The 14,562-nt window shown below is 46.8% G+C and carries 11 protein-coding genes; 4 read left to right on the top strand and 7 right to left on the bottom strand.

What is annotated here, in order from left to right:
* Positions 1-72 precede the first annotated feature (72 nt).
* Both NYE35_RS03475 and NYE35_RS03470 read left to right on the top strand, forming a co-directional pair.
* On the top strand, positions 73-1,014 hold the full coding sequence (locus NYE35_RS03475) for a helix-turn-helix transcriptional regulator (RefSeq protein WP_036679868.1): 942 nt from the start codon (positions 73-75) through the stop codon (positions 1,012-1,014).
* Between the two features lie 95 nt (positions 1,015-1,109).
* Positions 1,110-1,415, top strand: a complete 306-nt coding sequence (locus tag NYE35_RS03470; RefSeq protein WP_052096752.1) for a zinc ribbon domain-containing protein — start codon at positions 1,110-1,112, stop codon at positions 1,413-1,415.
* A gap of 84 nt (positions 1,416-1,499) precedes the next feature.
* On the opposite strand, the gene NYE35_RS03465 is transcribed toward NYE35_RS03470, so the two are convergent.
* The 4 genes from NYE35_RS03465 to bcp form a co-directional block, all read right to left on the bottom strand.
* On the bottom strand, positions 1,500-3,011 hold the full coding sequence (locus NYE35_RS03465) for a DHA2 family efflux MFS transporter permease subunit (protein WP_036679866.1): 1,512 nt from the start codon (positions 3,009-3,011) through the stop codon (positions 1,500-1,502).
* 5 nt (positions 3,012-3,016) lie between these two features.
* Positions 3,017-3,460 (bottom strand): MarR family winged helix-turn-helix transcriptional regulator, encoded by a 444-nt coding sequence (locus NYE35_RS03460; RefSeq protein ID WP_036679864.1) that lies wholly within the window; start codon positions 3,458-3,460, stop codon positions 3,017-3,019.
* 215 nt (positions 3,461-3,675) lie between these two features.
* Positions 3,676-7,959 carry a 2-hydroxyacyl-CoA dehydratase gene (locus NYE35_RS03455; RefSeq protein ID WP_081384003.1) on the bottom strand — a complete coding sequence of 1,428 codons (4,284 nt, stop codon included), beginning with the start codon at positions 7,957-7,959 and terminating at the stop codon, positions 3,676-3,678.
* Positions 7,960-8,082: 123 nt separating this feature from the next.
* A complete protein-coding gene (bcp, locus tag NYE35_RS03450) occupies positions 8,083-8,550 on the bottom strand; it encodes a thioredoxin-dependent thiol peroxidase (protein ID WP_080742389.1) in 468 nt (155 codons plus the stop codon).
* A 105-nt stretch (positions 8,551-8,655) separates the two neighbouring features.
* On the opposite strand from bcp, the gene NYE35_RS03445 reads away from it, so the two are divergent.
* Together NYE35_RS03445 and NYE35_RS03440 are read left to right on the top strand one after the other, a co-directional pair.
* On the top strand, positions 8,656-9,702 hold the full coding sequence (locus NYE35_RS03445; RefSeq protein WP_038568628.1) for an LCP family protein: 1,047 nt from the start codon (positions 8,656-8,658) through the stop codon (positions 9,700-9,702).
* Between the two features lie 124 nt (positions 9,703-9,826).
* Complete coding sequence (locus NYE35_RS03440) at positions 9,827-11,143, top strand: glutamate-1-semialdehyde 2,1-aminomutase (protein WP_038568626.1); 1,317 nt, start codon at positions 9,827-9,829, stop codon at positions 11,141-11,143.
* A 602-nt stretch (positions 11,144-11,745) separates the two neighbouring features.
* Here NYE35_RS03440 and NYE35_RS03435 read toward each other — a convergent pair.
* The 3 genes from NYE35_RS03435 to NYE35_RS03425 all read right to left on the bottom strand — a co-directional run bounded on the left by NYE35_RS03435 (position 11,746) and on the right by NYE35_RS03425 (position 14,480).
* Entirely contained in the window at positions 11,746-12,366 is a 621-nt protein-coding gene (locus NYE35_RS03435) for a hypothetical protein (RefSeq protein WP_038568624.1), read from the bottom strand.
* A 168-nt stretch (positions 12,367-12,534) separates the two neighbouring features.
* Positions 12,535-13,086 carry a peptide deformylase gene (gene def, locus NYE35_RS03430; RefSeq protein ID WP_036679906.1) on the bottom strand — a complete coding sequence of 184 codons (552 nt, stop codon included), beginning with the start codon at positions 13,084-13,086 and terminating at the stop codon, positions 12,535-12,537.
* Positions 13,087-13,187: 101 nt separating this feature from the next.
* Positions 13,188-14,480 (bottom strand): stalk domain-containing protein, encoded by a 1,293-nt coding sequence (locus NYE35_RS03425; RefSeq protein ID WP_094902772.1) that lies wholly within the window; start codon positions 14,478-14,480, stop codon positions 13,188-13,190.
* Between the last annotated feature and the right edge of the window lie 82 nt (positions 14,481-14,562).

The raw sequence follows: 14,562 nt of genomic DNA, 5'->3' as shown, positions 1-14,562 counted from the left end.
ATTTTCAAGGATTTGCTAAGATGAAATACAGCATTACTTCACGGAAATCTCCGGGAAAGAAGGAATTGTCTTTTGAAAATAGATCGATTGCTCTCTATCGTTATCCTGCTAATGAACCGCCGCCTAATTCAGGCGAAGGAGCTAGCCGATATGTTCGAGGTATCTGTGCGCACGATTTATCGTGATATTGAAAGCATTAATGGAGCCGGAATTCCTATCGTCACCTATCAGGGAGCTAACGGTGGGATCGGGCTTATGGAAGGATACCGGCTGGACCGCAATGTCTTGACGGATCGTGAGCTGGCGGATATTTTCACGGCTCTGCAGAGCGTCTCGTCTTATGGAGGAAATGAACATACGCTGCTCATGGAAAAGATCAGCAGCGTAATCCCGCCCTCCCAATCCGCTGCCTTCCGCAGCAAAACGACTCAGCTCATCATCGACTTCTCCCCATGGGGTCTTCAACGTATTCTGGAAGAGAAGCTTGCCACTCTAAAAGAAGCACTTGAGGAAAGCGTGACCGTAAACTTTGATTATGTGGATGCTGCGGGTCAGACAAGCCAGCGTTCGGTAGAGCCCTATACTTTAGTGCTGAAGGGGCAAGCCTGGTACTTATATGGATTTTGTCTGAATCGTCAGGATTTCCGTCTGTTTAAGCTGTTGCGCATGAAAGAGCTCGTTAAGAATACCCAAGTTTTTATTGCAAAAGATGTGGATGCAAGCGAGCTGCCTTGGAGCAACGAGTATCAGAGATCAACCGTAACAACAGCAACACCCATCGTTTTGCAGTTTAAGGCTGAAAGCAAACATCTAGCGGAAGAGCGGTTTGATTCTACCGAGCTACTGCCCGACGGTAATGGAGGTTACAAGGTTACCATCAACTATCCTGAGGATGGATGGCTGTATGGTTTCCTGCTAAGCTTCGGGATGCATGTAGAGGTCTTAGAGCCACCGCATATTCGGCAAAAGCTGGGGCAGCTTGCAGCAGGCATAGCAGCAAAATATACAACCTAACAATAAACCTGACGGAATGCCGTCAGGTTTATTGTTCTATACTGAACTTAAAGCGGGCGCTCGAGAGCTTGCATACCTTTAAAGGAGTGTTAAATATGGGACATGAACATGTAGAGCAAGGAGATCTTAAAATTTGTCAAAGCTGTGGGATGCCAATGCCTACGGCGGAATTGCTTGGAACGGACCAGAATGGCAACAAGATCGAAGATTACTGTGTGTACTGCTATGAGAATGGCGCATTCAAACAGCCTAATATCACGTTGCAAGAAATGGCTGACATTTGTACAGGCTATATGGTCGAAGAAGGAATGGATGAGAATGTTGCCCGTAAACTTCTCGCGGAGCAGCTGCCACATTTGAAACGCTGGAGCGATCCTGCAGCTGTGTCTCCAGCTAACTAATAGCAGCACAACAAAAAGAAGCGCCCTAGGAACCATAACGGTTCGTAGGACGCTCCTTTTTCCATTCTTTTTTAGCCCAGTTTTTTATTGATTGTCCTGCTGTGGCTGCACTTCCTCCGTCTTCAGGAAGTCTGGCTGCGGTGAAGTCTTTTTAATAAAGAAAGCCAATACCAAAGCAATTACAGTGATCCAGGTAGCAATGTTAAAGGCATGCGTAACCCCGCTAATTGTAGCCTCTTGCGTAAGCTTAAGCATGGCTGCTTTATCGTTTAACGAAACCGTTCCGCTCATAAGCGTATCAGTGATTGTGCTCTTCGTCTTATTGGTCATTAGACTGACGAACAACGCCATTCCCAGCGCGCCCCCGACCGTCCGCAACGTATTCGACATTGCTGTACCATGCGAGCTTAAACGCTGTGGCAGCTGGTTAAGTCCAGCCGTTACAATCGGCATCGATAACATCGACATGCCTAACATCCGAACCGTGTAAGTAATAATCATATGCGTATACGTCGTACTGTCTGTAAGCTGGCTGAATTGCCAAGTCGTAATTACTGTAATAATCAGGCCTACCACAGACAGCCATCTTGCCCCGATTTTATCAAATATAATCCCCGTGATTGGAGACATAATTCCCATTAGAATGGCTCCCGGCAACAGCATAAGACCGGACTCCATTGGTGTAAAACCACGGATCGTCTGCAAATAAATCGGCAGCAAAATCATACCCGAATATAAAGCCATCGTAATGATGATATTGATTAATGTCGTGAGTGAATACATATTGTATCTGAAAATCCGGAACTCAAGCAGTGGTGTCTCAGCCTTAAGCTCTCTCCATACGAATAAAGCCAGTGCAATCACACCCACAATGAGGCAGGTGATGACTGTTGCACTTCCCCAACCATCGGTTCCAGCATCACTGAAGCCGTACAACAATCCCCCAAAACCAATGGTAGACAGGATAACACCCGTTTTATCCAGCTTCGGAGAGGTTGTTTGCCCTACATTTTGCATTGTTTTCATACCTAGCAAGGTAGAAAGAATGGCCAGCGGAAGAACGATAAAGAACAATACGCGCCAAGAATAGTTCTGAACTACCCAGCCTGACAACGTTGGACCTACAGCTGGAGCAAAAATCATGGCTACCGCCATTAGCCCCATCGCTTTCCCCCGCTCTTCAATTGGGAAGATACGAAGAAACACAATATTCATTAACGGCATCAAAATCCCTGCGCCAACCGCCTGTATGACTCTGCCGACCATGATCATTTCAAAGCCTGTTCCGATTCCACAGACAAGTGTGCCTAACGAAAAAAGTGACATCGCGGTGATGAATAGCTGGCGGGTCGTAAACTTTTCCACCAGAAATGCACTAATCGGTATCAGCACACCGTTCACGAGCATAAATCCCGTTGTTAGCCACTGTGCCGTATTCGTAGCGATTTTTAGATCGTCCATTATGCTCGGCAATGCCACATTAAGAAGTGTTTGGTTCAAAAGTGCGACAAACGCACCTATTAAGAGCGCTGCAATAATCGGTCCTCTACGTATTCCCTTAGTTGCCGCTGCAGCGTTACCTGTAATTGTACTCATAAATTCTATTTGTCTCTCCCCTGCTCTAAGATCTGAATGATTTCGTTATGAATCCTAAGTAATTCACCTGCATCCTTGGCAGGTATATTGGATAGTGGAAGTAAGTGTCTTCTGAGCGATTGCTTACTTCTTTCCCTGATCTCTCTGCCCTTTTCAGTAATCGCCAAGTTGTATATACGCCGATCTACCTCAGAGCGCTGTCTTGTGATCAAATCGGCTTTCACCATCCGGTCCACTACGCCGCTCGCTGCACTGTTCCCCAAATGTAATAGCTCGGCAAGATCTGTAATGCCAATATCGGGATTTGCAGATATTTTGCGGAGAACCATTAACTGTGTTGGTGTGATGTCCAGCTCTTCGGCATCCTTCCACAGCAACTGCTGGAATGCATGGCTAATCCGGCGAAAAGAGGAGAAAATATCATCTAATTGCTGCTCCTTATCTTCCAAATCTTCACCTCCAAAGAATTAATTAGTTAGATCATCTAATAGTTCGCATGCGTACTATTTTACACCTTAACTAAATTTCGGTCAATAATTTGCTGTAACTTTCTGAAAGGTAATTTTATATTGCAGGAAAAACATGAAAATCATACATAAGTGCACAAAGCATAAAAAAGCGAACCAAGGTAGATCCTTGGTCCGCTTTTTCGTCTGAACAATGCTCAGGTTAAGCTGTATGAACTTTCAGGTAAAGTCTGCTGTTGAGGCTTATCCGGCAGTTTTAAATTAGACGGCTTAGTCTCTTCCTGGCTGCTGGCAATCGACATCATCAGCTTGATCCGATTCGCTTGGTTGACGACGCTGACTCCAGCATCATAGTCAATCGCCACGATATTTGCACCCGGATATAATTCCTTAAGACCTTTAATCATCCCACGCCCGGTGATATGGTTGGGCAGGCACGCGAACGGTTGAATACAGGCAATGTTGTTCACACCATTATCCAACAAATCCATCATTTCTGCGGTTAAAAACCAGCCCTCACCCATCTGATTTCCTACGGACACCAGTCGGCTGGCCTTCTCGGCAAGACCATAAATATTCTCCCGTCCTTTAGCTAACCCCGCATCCTCAAGGGCAACCTTAATCGGCTTACGGTAAATTTCCAGATAAGAGATCAGCATGGGATTGATATAGCCGAGCCGTTTGCTTTTGCCGAATTGCTCAGCTTTGTAGATCGGATTATATACACAATAGAAAATGAAATCCAGGAAGTCCGGCATTACCGCCTCCCCGCCCTCTGCCTCGATCATCTCTATAATGCGGTTATTGGCATCCGGATGGAATTTGATCAGGATCTCACCGACAATGCCCACTCTTGGTTTAGCAATACCCGTAACGGGCAGCTTGCAGAACTCTGCAACAATCTCACGAATCAGGCGTTTGTATTCTCGGAATGAAAAGTTGGATAAGCTTGCCTTGCAACGCTCCATCCCTTTGCGGAAAAGAACTTCCGCACTTCCTGGAACAACCTCATGCGGCCTAAAGTGATTTAACATCCGCATCATAAGATCACCATAACAAGCGGCAGCTATCAACCGATTCGCCAGCTTAAGACTAATACGGAAACCCGGCTGATTCTCCATCCCTGAAGCATTGAGTGAAATCACCGGAATTTGTTCAAGGTCTGAATCCTTTAAGGCTTTGCGGAGCAAAGAAATATAATTCGTAGCCCGGCAGCCGCCACCCGTTTGTGACATAATCACAGCAGTACGATCCGGATCATATTCCCCACTCTTCAGCGCCGACAGAATCTGGCCAATCGTCACAATTGCCGGATAACACGCATCATTATTAACATATCTCAGACCTTCTTCTGTCTCTTCGGGTCCGGTAGTTTCAAGTATCTTCAGACGGTACCCGGCATCGCGAAAAACCTGCTCAAACAATTCAAAATGAATAGGCGACATCTGTGGTGCAAGGATGGTATAGGTCTCTTTCATTTCCTTCGTAAATAACACATTAGCCTGCACTTTTGGCGGCTTTTGCGGCACTACCTTACCTTTTTCACGCTCACGCATTGCCGCCAGCAATGAACGAAGCCGAATGCGCGCTGCACCAAGATTGCTGATCTCATCGATTTTGATCAATGTATATACCTTGTTATGTCTTTCCATAATATCCTGTACGGCATCACAAGTGATCGCATCGATCCCACAGCCGAAGGAAGTCAATTGAACAAGCTCCAGATCCGAGCGGACTGCAGCAAGGCGGGCTGCACGGTACATCCGGGCATGGTAGGTCCACTGATTCACAACAGCCACATCTCCTTCGCTGTGGTCCAGATGGCAGACAGAATCTTCTGTCAGCACGGCGAGTCCCATCCCGGTTATCATATCCGCTATCCCGTGATTAATCTCAGGATCGGCATGATAAGGGTGCCCGCAGAGCAGGATTCCTTTGGTTCCAGTATCAGCTAGATACACAAGGGTCTCCTCACCTTTAGTACGCACATCACTTTTGGCGTTATCAGCCTCTGTAAGTCCCGCCTGCACCGCGGACGTAATCTCATCTCGCGGAATGCTGGTAAATGTCTTCACCAGTCCTTTGGTCAGCGCAGAAATATCATCAAAGGTCAGGAATGGACTGACAAGCTTGATTCCATTGTCCTTTAACCCATCCATATTGTTGCGAATGACTTCGGGGTACGAGGCGACCACTGGACAATTGAAGTGATTATCCGCGGCTTCATCTTCTTTTTTCTCATACACCACCGCTGGATAAAAAATAAAATCGACACCTTTACCGATCAGGCTTTGCACATGTCCATGTGCCATCTTCGCAGGATAACATATCGATTCTGAAGGAATTGTATCCATTCCGCTTTCGAAAAGCTTCTTGCTGGATTTAGGGGAGAGAATCACCCGATAGCCAAGTTTGGTGAAAAAAGTGTGCCAGAACGGGTAATTCTCAAACATATTCATGGTGCGCGGAATCCCGACGGTCCCCCGCCATGCCCCTGTTTCCGGTAAACTCTCGTATTCAAAAAACCGTTCATATTTATACTGCATCAGATTCGGCAGGACATTTTTCTCTTTTTTGACTCCTGCGCCACGTTCGCAGCGATTGCCGGTCACATAAAAGCTCTTATCCGGAAAACGACTGATCGTCAGCGCACAGTTATTCCCACAGCGGCCACAGCGGCCTGAGGAGACCTCATATTTAAAGCTGGCAAGCTCCTCTGGTCCAAGCAGCGTACTGGATCCGTTAACCCCGGCTTGCTCACGCGCAATCAGTGCACAGCCATAAGCTCCCATTACGCCAGCTATATCCGGTCTAACCACCGTTCGCCCCGTTAAGGACTCAAAGGCACGCAATACAGCTTCATTATAGAAGGTACCGCCCTGAACGATGATATTTCGCCCTAAGTCCTCCGGATTGCGGATTTTAATTACCTTTTGCAGAGCATTCTTGATCACAGAGTAGGCAAGACCCGCCGATAAATCCGCTAATGACGCGCCCTCCTTCTGAACCTGCTTAACCTTAGAGTTCATAAATACCGTGCAGCGCGAGCCCAAATTAACAGGCTGAGTCGCTTCGAGTGCAGTCTTAGCAAATTCCTCGATGCCAAGTCCCAGGGCAGAGGCAAAGCTCTCCAGAAAAGAGCCACACCCCGCTGAACAGGCTTCATTGAGCATAAGGCTGTCGATAGCACCGCCACGGATCTTAATGCACTTCATGTCCTGACCACCGATATCCAGTATGAAATCTACTTCTGGCATGAACTTGGAAGCTGCCTTGTAGTGTGCAACAGTCTCTACTTCTCCGCCATCCGTCCGCAGAGCGGCCTTGATTAACCCCTCACCGTACCCTGTCACATATGAGCCTGCAATGTGGCAGCCTTCAGGCAGAACCCGGTAGATCTCCTTCAGTGCATCGCTGACCGAATGCAGCGGGTTGCCTTTGTTGCTGCCATAAAAGGTATAGAGAATTTCGTCAGCGGAACCGGTTAACACGAGTTTAGTTGTAGTTGAGCCGGCATCAATCCCTAGATAACAGGGTCCACGATATAAGGCTAAATCTGATCTCGCTGCAGAGGCTTTGCCGTGACGAAGCCGAAATTCTGCAAGCTCGGCGGCATTCTCAAAAAGCGGCGGCAATTCAGCATCCGCAGCTCGATCCGCAGTAAAATCAACTGCCGCAATTCGCGTGATCCAGCTTGAAAGTGGCAATACGACTGGATCAGCATCGGAGAGCGCAGCTCCAATCGCCACGAAATACTGTGAGCGTTCCGGGAACAGGATATCCTCCTCCGCCAGCTCCAGCGTTTCCGCAAAACGCTGCCGCAAGGCAGGCAGGAAGGTCAGCGGGCCGCCAAGAAAAGCCACCCGTCCTCGAATCGGACGTCCACAAGCAAGACCGCTAATCGTCTGATTAACGATACTCTGGAAGATCGAAGCCGCCACATCCTCCCGACGTGCTCCTTCATTAAGCAGCGGCTGTACATCGCTTTTGGCAAATACACCACAGCGTGAAGCTATGGGATAGATTCGCTCATGCTTCTCCGCCAAAACATTTAAGCCTGCCGGATCGGTCTGCAGCAGCGCTGCCATCTGATCGATGAACGCTCCCGTTCCGCCCGCGCAGGCTGTATTCATACGCTGCTCAATGCCGCCCCGAAGATATATTATCTTAGCGTCCTCTCCACCCAGTTCAATCGCCGTGTCACATTCCGGGATCAGCGCACTGATCGCCTTCGTGCAGGCTATCACCTCCTGAATAAAGGGAACTCCACCTAATTTGGATAAAGACAAACCCGAGGAACCGCTTACAGTAAGCCTAGCTCCCCTCTCTGGGAATCTGTCGCGTACATCAGACAGAAGAGAGAGGGCCGCTTTTTTAATATCGCTATAATGTCTTACATAGTCTTGATAAACAATGATGTCCCGCTCTATGACAACTAATTTAGCAGTAGTTGATCCGATATCAAGCCCAATATGCAGCATTATCACTCCACCACCTCTTCTTGCTCCAAATTTGAAGCAATTATGAGGAAACTATATCATGACAACACCTTATATAAGCTGTTAAAAATGTAATAGACATCTATAAAAAGTAATTAGTAAAATTTATGATTCGCTTATTCCTGCTATCGTGTTTGCGACATGCCCTTTTACCCGTACCTTCCGCCATTCTTCCACTAATATCCCCTGCTCATCAATCAGAAAAGTAGATCGCACAATCCCCATAAACTCTTTGCCGTAAAGTTTCTTAAGCTGCCATACGCCGAACATTTCACTTACCTTATGATCCTCATCAGACAGCAGTGGAAAGGGCAGACTATGCTTCTCTGTAAATTTAGCGTGCGATGTCAAAGAGTCCGGACTAATGCCCAGAACAACCGCACCCACCGCCGTGATTTGATCAAAAGCGTCACGGAATTCGCAGGCCTCCTGCGTGCAGGCTGGTGTCATATTTTTAGGGTAAAAATATAAGATGACCTTTCGGCCCAAGTAATCACTCAAACTAACCTCATGCCCATTGGAAGAGGGAAGGGTGAAATTGGGTACTTTTTGTCCAATAGCTACTTCGTTCAAGATAGATCCACTCCTTCTTAAGATTGGGGAATTATTCCTAAATTGCACGTATCCCCAAAAGAAATTATAATGTAGTCAACGTGAATGCGAAAGGAAGAACGAGAAATGCCACCTAGAAAGAAAAGGCACGCAAAGACTGGTAAGTCAAAAAAGAAACCGCTGCTTTGGACGTTGGCCATTATACTCCTCCTTATTATCGGTGGGGCCATTTTCTACATTACAACCATTTACAATGAGCTTGGTAGCATGTCGAATACTGAAGATTCACCTTTTCAAAATGCAGAGACCGTTGATGTTGACACCCCTGAGCCTCCTAAATGGGAAGGTACAGAGCCGGTCAATATCCTATTAATGGGTGTGGATGCCCGAGGTGTGAAGAAAGGGGAAATCCCCCGTTCAGATACAATGCTCGTCGCTTCTCTTGATCCTGTGAAGAAGAAAATCAGTGTATTTTCAATACTGAGAGATACGTACGTTCCGATTCCGGATCATGGCGAGAAGCGTATTAATACAGCGATTATTTATGGACCTAATACTGCGATGCAGACCGTCAGCGATCTGCTCGGTATCCCAATTCAATATTATGTCTACACGGACTTCCAAGGATTCATCAAGCTGGTTGATGCCGTTGGGGGTGTGGATTATGAAGTCGAAAAAGATATGGTCTACAAAACCGTTGCAGACGGTCCGGAATATGATATTGATCTGAAAAAAGGATACCAGCATCTTGACGGCAACATGGCGCTACAATATGTTCGCTTTCGGCATGACGCTACCTCCGATTTCACTCGAACCGAGCGCCAACGCGGTTTTCTCAAGGCTGTGGCTGATAAGCTGATCAGCACCACCTCCATCGTCAAGCTGCCAAATATCCTGTCGCAGGTTACGCCTTATATTGAAACCAATATGTCAGTTAATGATATGTGGAAGCTGGCAAGCGTAGGGTATAATAGCAGTATGGGTGGCAGCGAGCAAATTCCGCCAATGGATCTGCTCACCGAGGAAACTACAAGTGACGGATCACAGGTTATTGGAATTCGTAGCGAAAAGAAGCTAAAAGAATTTATACAGGATACCATAAATGGTCCTGAGCCAACACCAACCCCTACATCGGAGAACACCTCCAATAGCAGTTCTGGCGGGACCAATTAAGGGCCTGACAAGCAAAGTTCACATGTACACAAAGCAGTGACTTGGTATAATACGGGCGGACAACGGAAAACACCGTTGTTCGCCCGTTCCCTTGAGCACCAACAATCGAAAGGATGATCACATTATGAATCGTTCCACATCTGAACAACTTTATCACGAAGCCCTCCAGCATATCGTTGGAGGTGTAAATAGCCCTTCCCGCTCCTTCAAAGCCGTTGGCGGCGGAGCACCCGTATTTATGAAACGCGCCAGTGGATCTCACTTCTGGGATGAAGACGGCAATGAATATATCGATTATCTCCAAGCCTATGGACCGATCATTACCGGCCATGCCCACCCTCATATTACCAAAGCAATTACTACAGCAGCAGAAAATGGTGTTCTTTACGGAACCCCAACCCAGCTCGAAATCAAACTTGCTAAAATGCTAAAAGAAGCCATTCCATCTATGGATAAAGTACGTTTCGTCAATTCCGGAACCGAAGCGGTTATGACAACGATTCGTGTAGCCCGTGCCTATACAAAACGCAGCAAAATCGTAAAATTCGCCGGCTGTTACCACGGCCACTCCGATCTGGTGCTCGTAGCAGCAGGATCCGGACCTTCTACACTTGGCATTCCAGACAGTGCCGGTGTTCCAAGCAGTATCGCCCAGGAAGTAATCACCGTTCCTTTTAATGATCTGGACAGCCTGAAAGAGGCGCTGGAGAAATGGGGCGAAGATGTCGCAGCTGTTATGGTTGAACCGATTGTAGGAAATTTCGGCATGGTGATGCCTAAGCCTGGTTTCCTCGAAGGACTTTGCAAGCTGGCTCACGATAATGGCTCCCTTGTTATTTATGACGAAGTCATTACTGCCTTCCGCTTCCACTATGGTTCTACACAAACCTATGCAGGGCTGGATAACCATGAGGACATCACTCCTGACCTTACTGCACTTGGCAAAATCATCGGTGGCGGCCTGCCTATCGGCGCTTACGGCGGCCGCAAGCATGTTATGGAACAGGTAGCTCCACTTGGACCGGCATATCAAGCTGGCACAATGGCAGGTAATCCTGCGTCTATCTCTGCAGGGATTGCTTGTTTAGAGGTTCTGAGTGCAGAGGGTGTATACGAAGAAATGGATCGGCTTGCAATCCGCCTCGCCGATGGACTTCAAGCATCTGCCGACCGTCATGGCATTCCACTGACAATCAACCGCATCCGTGGTTCGTTTTCCACTCATTTCTGTAACCATCCGGTTACGAATTATGACGAGGCTCAGGATACAGACGGCGAATTGTTCGCCAGCTTCTTCCGTCATATGCTGAATCGTGGCATTAACCTTGCCCCTTCGAAATACGAAGCTTGGTTCCTGACCACAGCACATACTGATGCAGATATCGATGCTACACTTATCGCAGCTGAAGAATCCTTCCGCGCTATGGTGGCTGAGAAATAAGATTGTTTTGAAACGGCAGTGCTTCATAAGCTAAAAAAAGCTGAATAACAGCTGCATAGATCAAGGCGTTGTCCCATATAACCGCAGAAGTTAACAGAGCAGCGATTCTCCTTTATTGGAGGATCGCTGCTCTGCATTTATACTCATCCACGGTCTGCATCTGAAGCTTGTGGAACGCTTAATCCAGCCGATCTCAACGTAACAGGTATCGCCGGACCTTCCCCGTGTTTAGTGAAAGGGTTAGGGAGCTTCGATAGATAATCAGGGAAATTGTACCTTAAATTCAGGGGTTTCTGGTCATTAAACTAATAATCAGGGAAATCCTCCCTATAATTTAGCTAATTTAGTGGAAAACAAGGAACTTACCCCGTTTTTTAGGGAGAAAATCCCTAATTCTGTTCATTTACAGAGAATATAGGTTATTTTCAGGGGGTTTTTCCCTAATAACTCTGTAGCTCACACGCAAAATCTCAAATACACACCGTATATAGTCTAGGGGTTAAAGAAAGAATCGTTTTGTAAGAGTGTGAGCGATAGTGACCACCTTTATCTACGGATTTCATCCGCTAACAGCGTTTAGAAGTCCAAATATTCTACTGCTCTCATGTAAAATCCACCTGCTTGTCCAACGTAATCTCAGTCATTAATGGTCTTAACATTTGCTCGCTCCCGGGTACCAGCGAAAACTCTACACCCTCCAGATGCTCCGGCAGCGTTGGGGCGACCAAGAATTGCATTTGTGTATGCGCTCCACCTCCATGACCACCATGCGGCTGCACTTCATATTCATTCTCACCCGCCACTTCAAGCGTTAAAGCCGTTCGAAGATGAATATGTCCTACAGCTTCTTTTAAATATTTGATTTCCACAGTAACTATGCTGAAGGCTTCATACTGCATAGCATGCGTAAGTATATATTCACATTCTTCAACGACCGTCCGCTTTACAATCGGAAGCACTCCCAGCAATAAACCAGGCTCTTCCCAATATTGTCTTCTGGGTACAGTTTCATTCATAAGGTGCAAATGCTGCACAATCTGAGTAGTGTTCATCTCGAATCTAGTCACCCATTCCTCAAGTAGCTTACTATCAGGGGATAATCGTTTCTTGCCTGTTATAGCTTTACGTTCCTGAATCAGACTCAAAATCTGCTCATCAATCTTTTTAACCTCATCATTATATTCGTTGGCGAATCCTCTAATTGGCATTCTGCTCCAGTTCATTTAACGCCCTCCTCTTATTACTAATTTAAATCCATTAATTGTAAGGGTACATCCTTTCGATTGATTTGTAAAATATTTGAAATATCATAATCTTGCCGATAGGTAAAAAAAAGCGACCATCAGCTTTACGCTGTAAGGTCGCCCGCTTTTTAATTCAGAGTTACTCTCCTACTCATATAAGTTCCGGATCTCCACGCCCTGAGGTAGCTTAAACGGATTTTCCTTGTTAATTCGGTCATAGAACATAATCCCATCGAGATGGTCTATTTCATGCTGGATGATGATAGCTTGGTAGCCCTTAAATTTAAGGACAACCTCCTTGCCTTCCAGATCATAACCCTTCACCTTCACGGTTTCATACCGAGGTACAAAGCCATGCACGGGACGATCAACGGACAGACAGCCCTCGCTTTCTGGTAAGTACACCATAGACAAGGAGTGGCTTATGATCTTAGGATTAACCCAAGCATGCTCTACAGCGCGCCCTCTCTCGTCTGTAAGATACATCGCGAACATACGCTTCTCCAGTCCGATTTGATTCGCCGACAGACCTACGCCAGAGCGCAGCTTATATTCTTCGGAAATCTCCGGGTCCTGACTGTTCTTCAGAAATTGAAGCATACATTGCAAAGCCTCACGATCTTCCGCCTGTAATGGAAGCTCCACTGGTTGTGCTACGGTACGAAGCACGGGATGACCCTCCCGCACTATATCATCCATGGTGATGATATATTCAGCATTATATTTTGAACTAGACAATATTCCATCCACCTTTTCCTTACGGGCTTAATTTAATTTCTTATGATGTATAGTATGCAGCTTTATGGATTTATGAAAGCAGTTCGCAGTTTGCTGCTGTAATTAACATCGAATCCAAGTCCTGTCGCTAAAGCGGCAAGGGGTAAGTAGGTTTTGTCCTCCTTGCCTACCTTTTGCAGAAAAGCTGGAGTATCAATAGCCACGTTCTCTCCATTCACCTTAATAAATTTCGAGCCAATGGTGATCACAACGGTTCTTCCGCCATACACGATGGTAGCGCTGGAGGTTTTGTTATCCCACTTCCCGCTTGCGCCCACGGCATTTAGAATATCTTTCAGCGCCAAAAAGTTCTGCCCATTTTTAAGGATAGGCTTATTGGGTGTATTCAACTCCACGCCCTTCACTACAATCGACATCGGTACCGATGCAGTAGCCATTGTAGCTACAGTAGGAACACGATACTCTCCCCATTGTAACTCCGTGAAAACCTTAGCAATAGTCTCATATCCAAGCTGCGTTGGGTGAAAATCAGTTTGCCCTGCTCCAATAATATGTGTCAGCGAGCCTTCTACCCCGGCAAACTTTGCCGCAACATGAGCTACAAGCACCTTCGCTCCCTCTTGATTTACGCTTGCAGCTACACTATCCGCTGCTTCCGTAAATTTGCCCGCTGCCGTCATTAGTCTGTTGTACATTTGACCAAGCGCGACCTTAGGGGCAGGTTGATATTGATCGGCCAGTATAATCGTCGCTTGCGGACTTACCGCACGAATATTCTCCAGCACTGCCTTCACATTTGTTTGATAATCCGCTAACCGCTGGTCCAGCTGTGTTTGGAAATCCGCATCCGTCAGCTCCTTGAACTGCAAGAACAGACTGCTTACATCATTCCCACCAATCGTAATGGTAATCAGATCAGCTTCCTTAAGCTCTGCTGCGATCTGCGGAGTTAGCTTCACGAACTGCTCTATTCGTGGATCTGGGAGACCTGCCTGAACTCCGTCAGCAGTAATCACTGAACCATCCTTGATTGCTCCTGTGTAATTACGTAATCCGGCCGTAGTCAGCCCTAGGATACCATAATTAGTAAGTGCACTTCTGCCATGATACCAGCCCTGCTCAAGCAATCTCTCCGCATAGCCGTATGGCTTGGTATTCACGTCCGTCATTCCTGGCTCGTAGCCAGCAGTAATGGAATCACCTAGAGCTACGATGCGAAAGACATCCTGCCCAGAGTCTTGTATTGCAGTCGTGTCAGCCGCATTTGCCGTGCCTGCTCCTACGCTAATCAGCGCAGATAACAAAAGCAGGCTGCTTATGCCAGCTGCCCAAATTTTTTTCCAATTGCCTAGCATCGTATCCCTCCCAAAATGTTCTAATTCCATTCTACCATCCCAGGGTAGCAACGCAAAAGAGCGGCCTCCTATATTCAGGAAA

Origin of the sequence: Paenibacillus sp. FSL L8-0494, assembly GCF_038003695.1 — a bacterium.
Taxonomy (GTDB): Bacteria; Bacillota; Bacilli; order Paenibacillales; family Paenibacillaceae; genus Paenibacillus_AQ; species Paenibacillus_AQ odorifer.
This window is presented reverse-complemented; position numbering and strand designations above follow the sequence as displayed.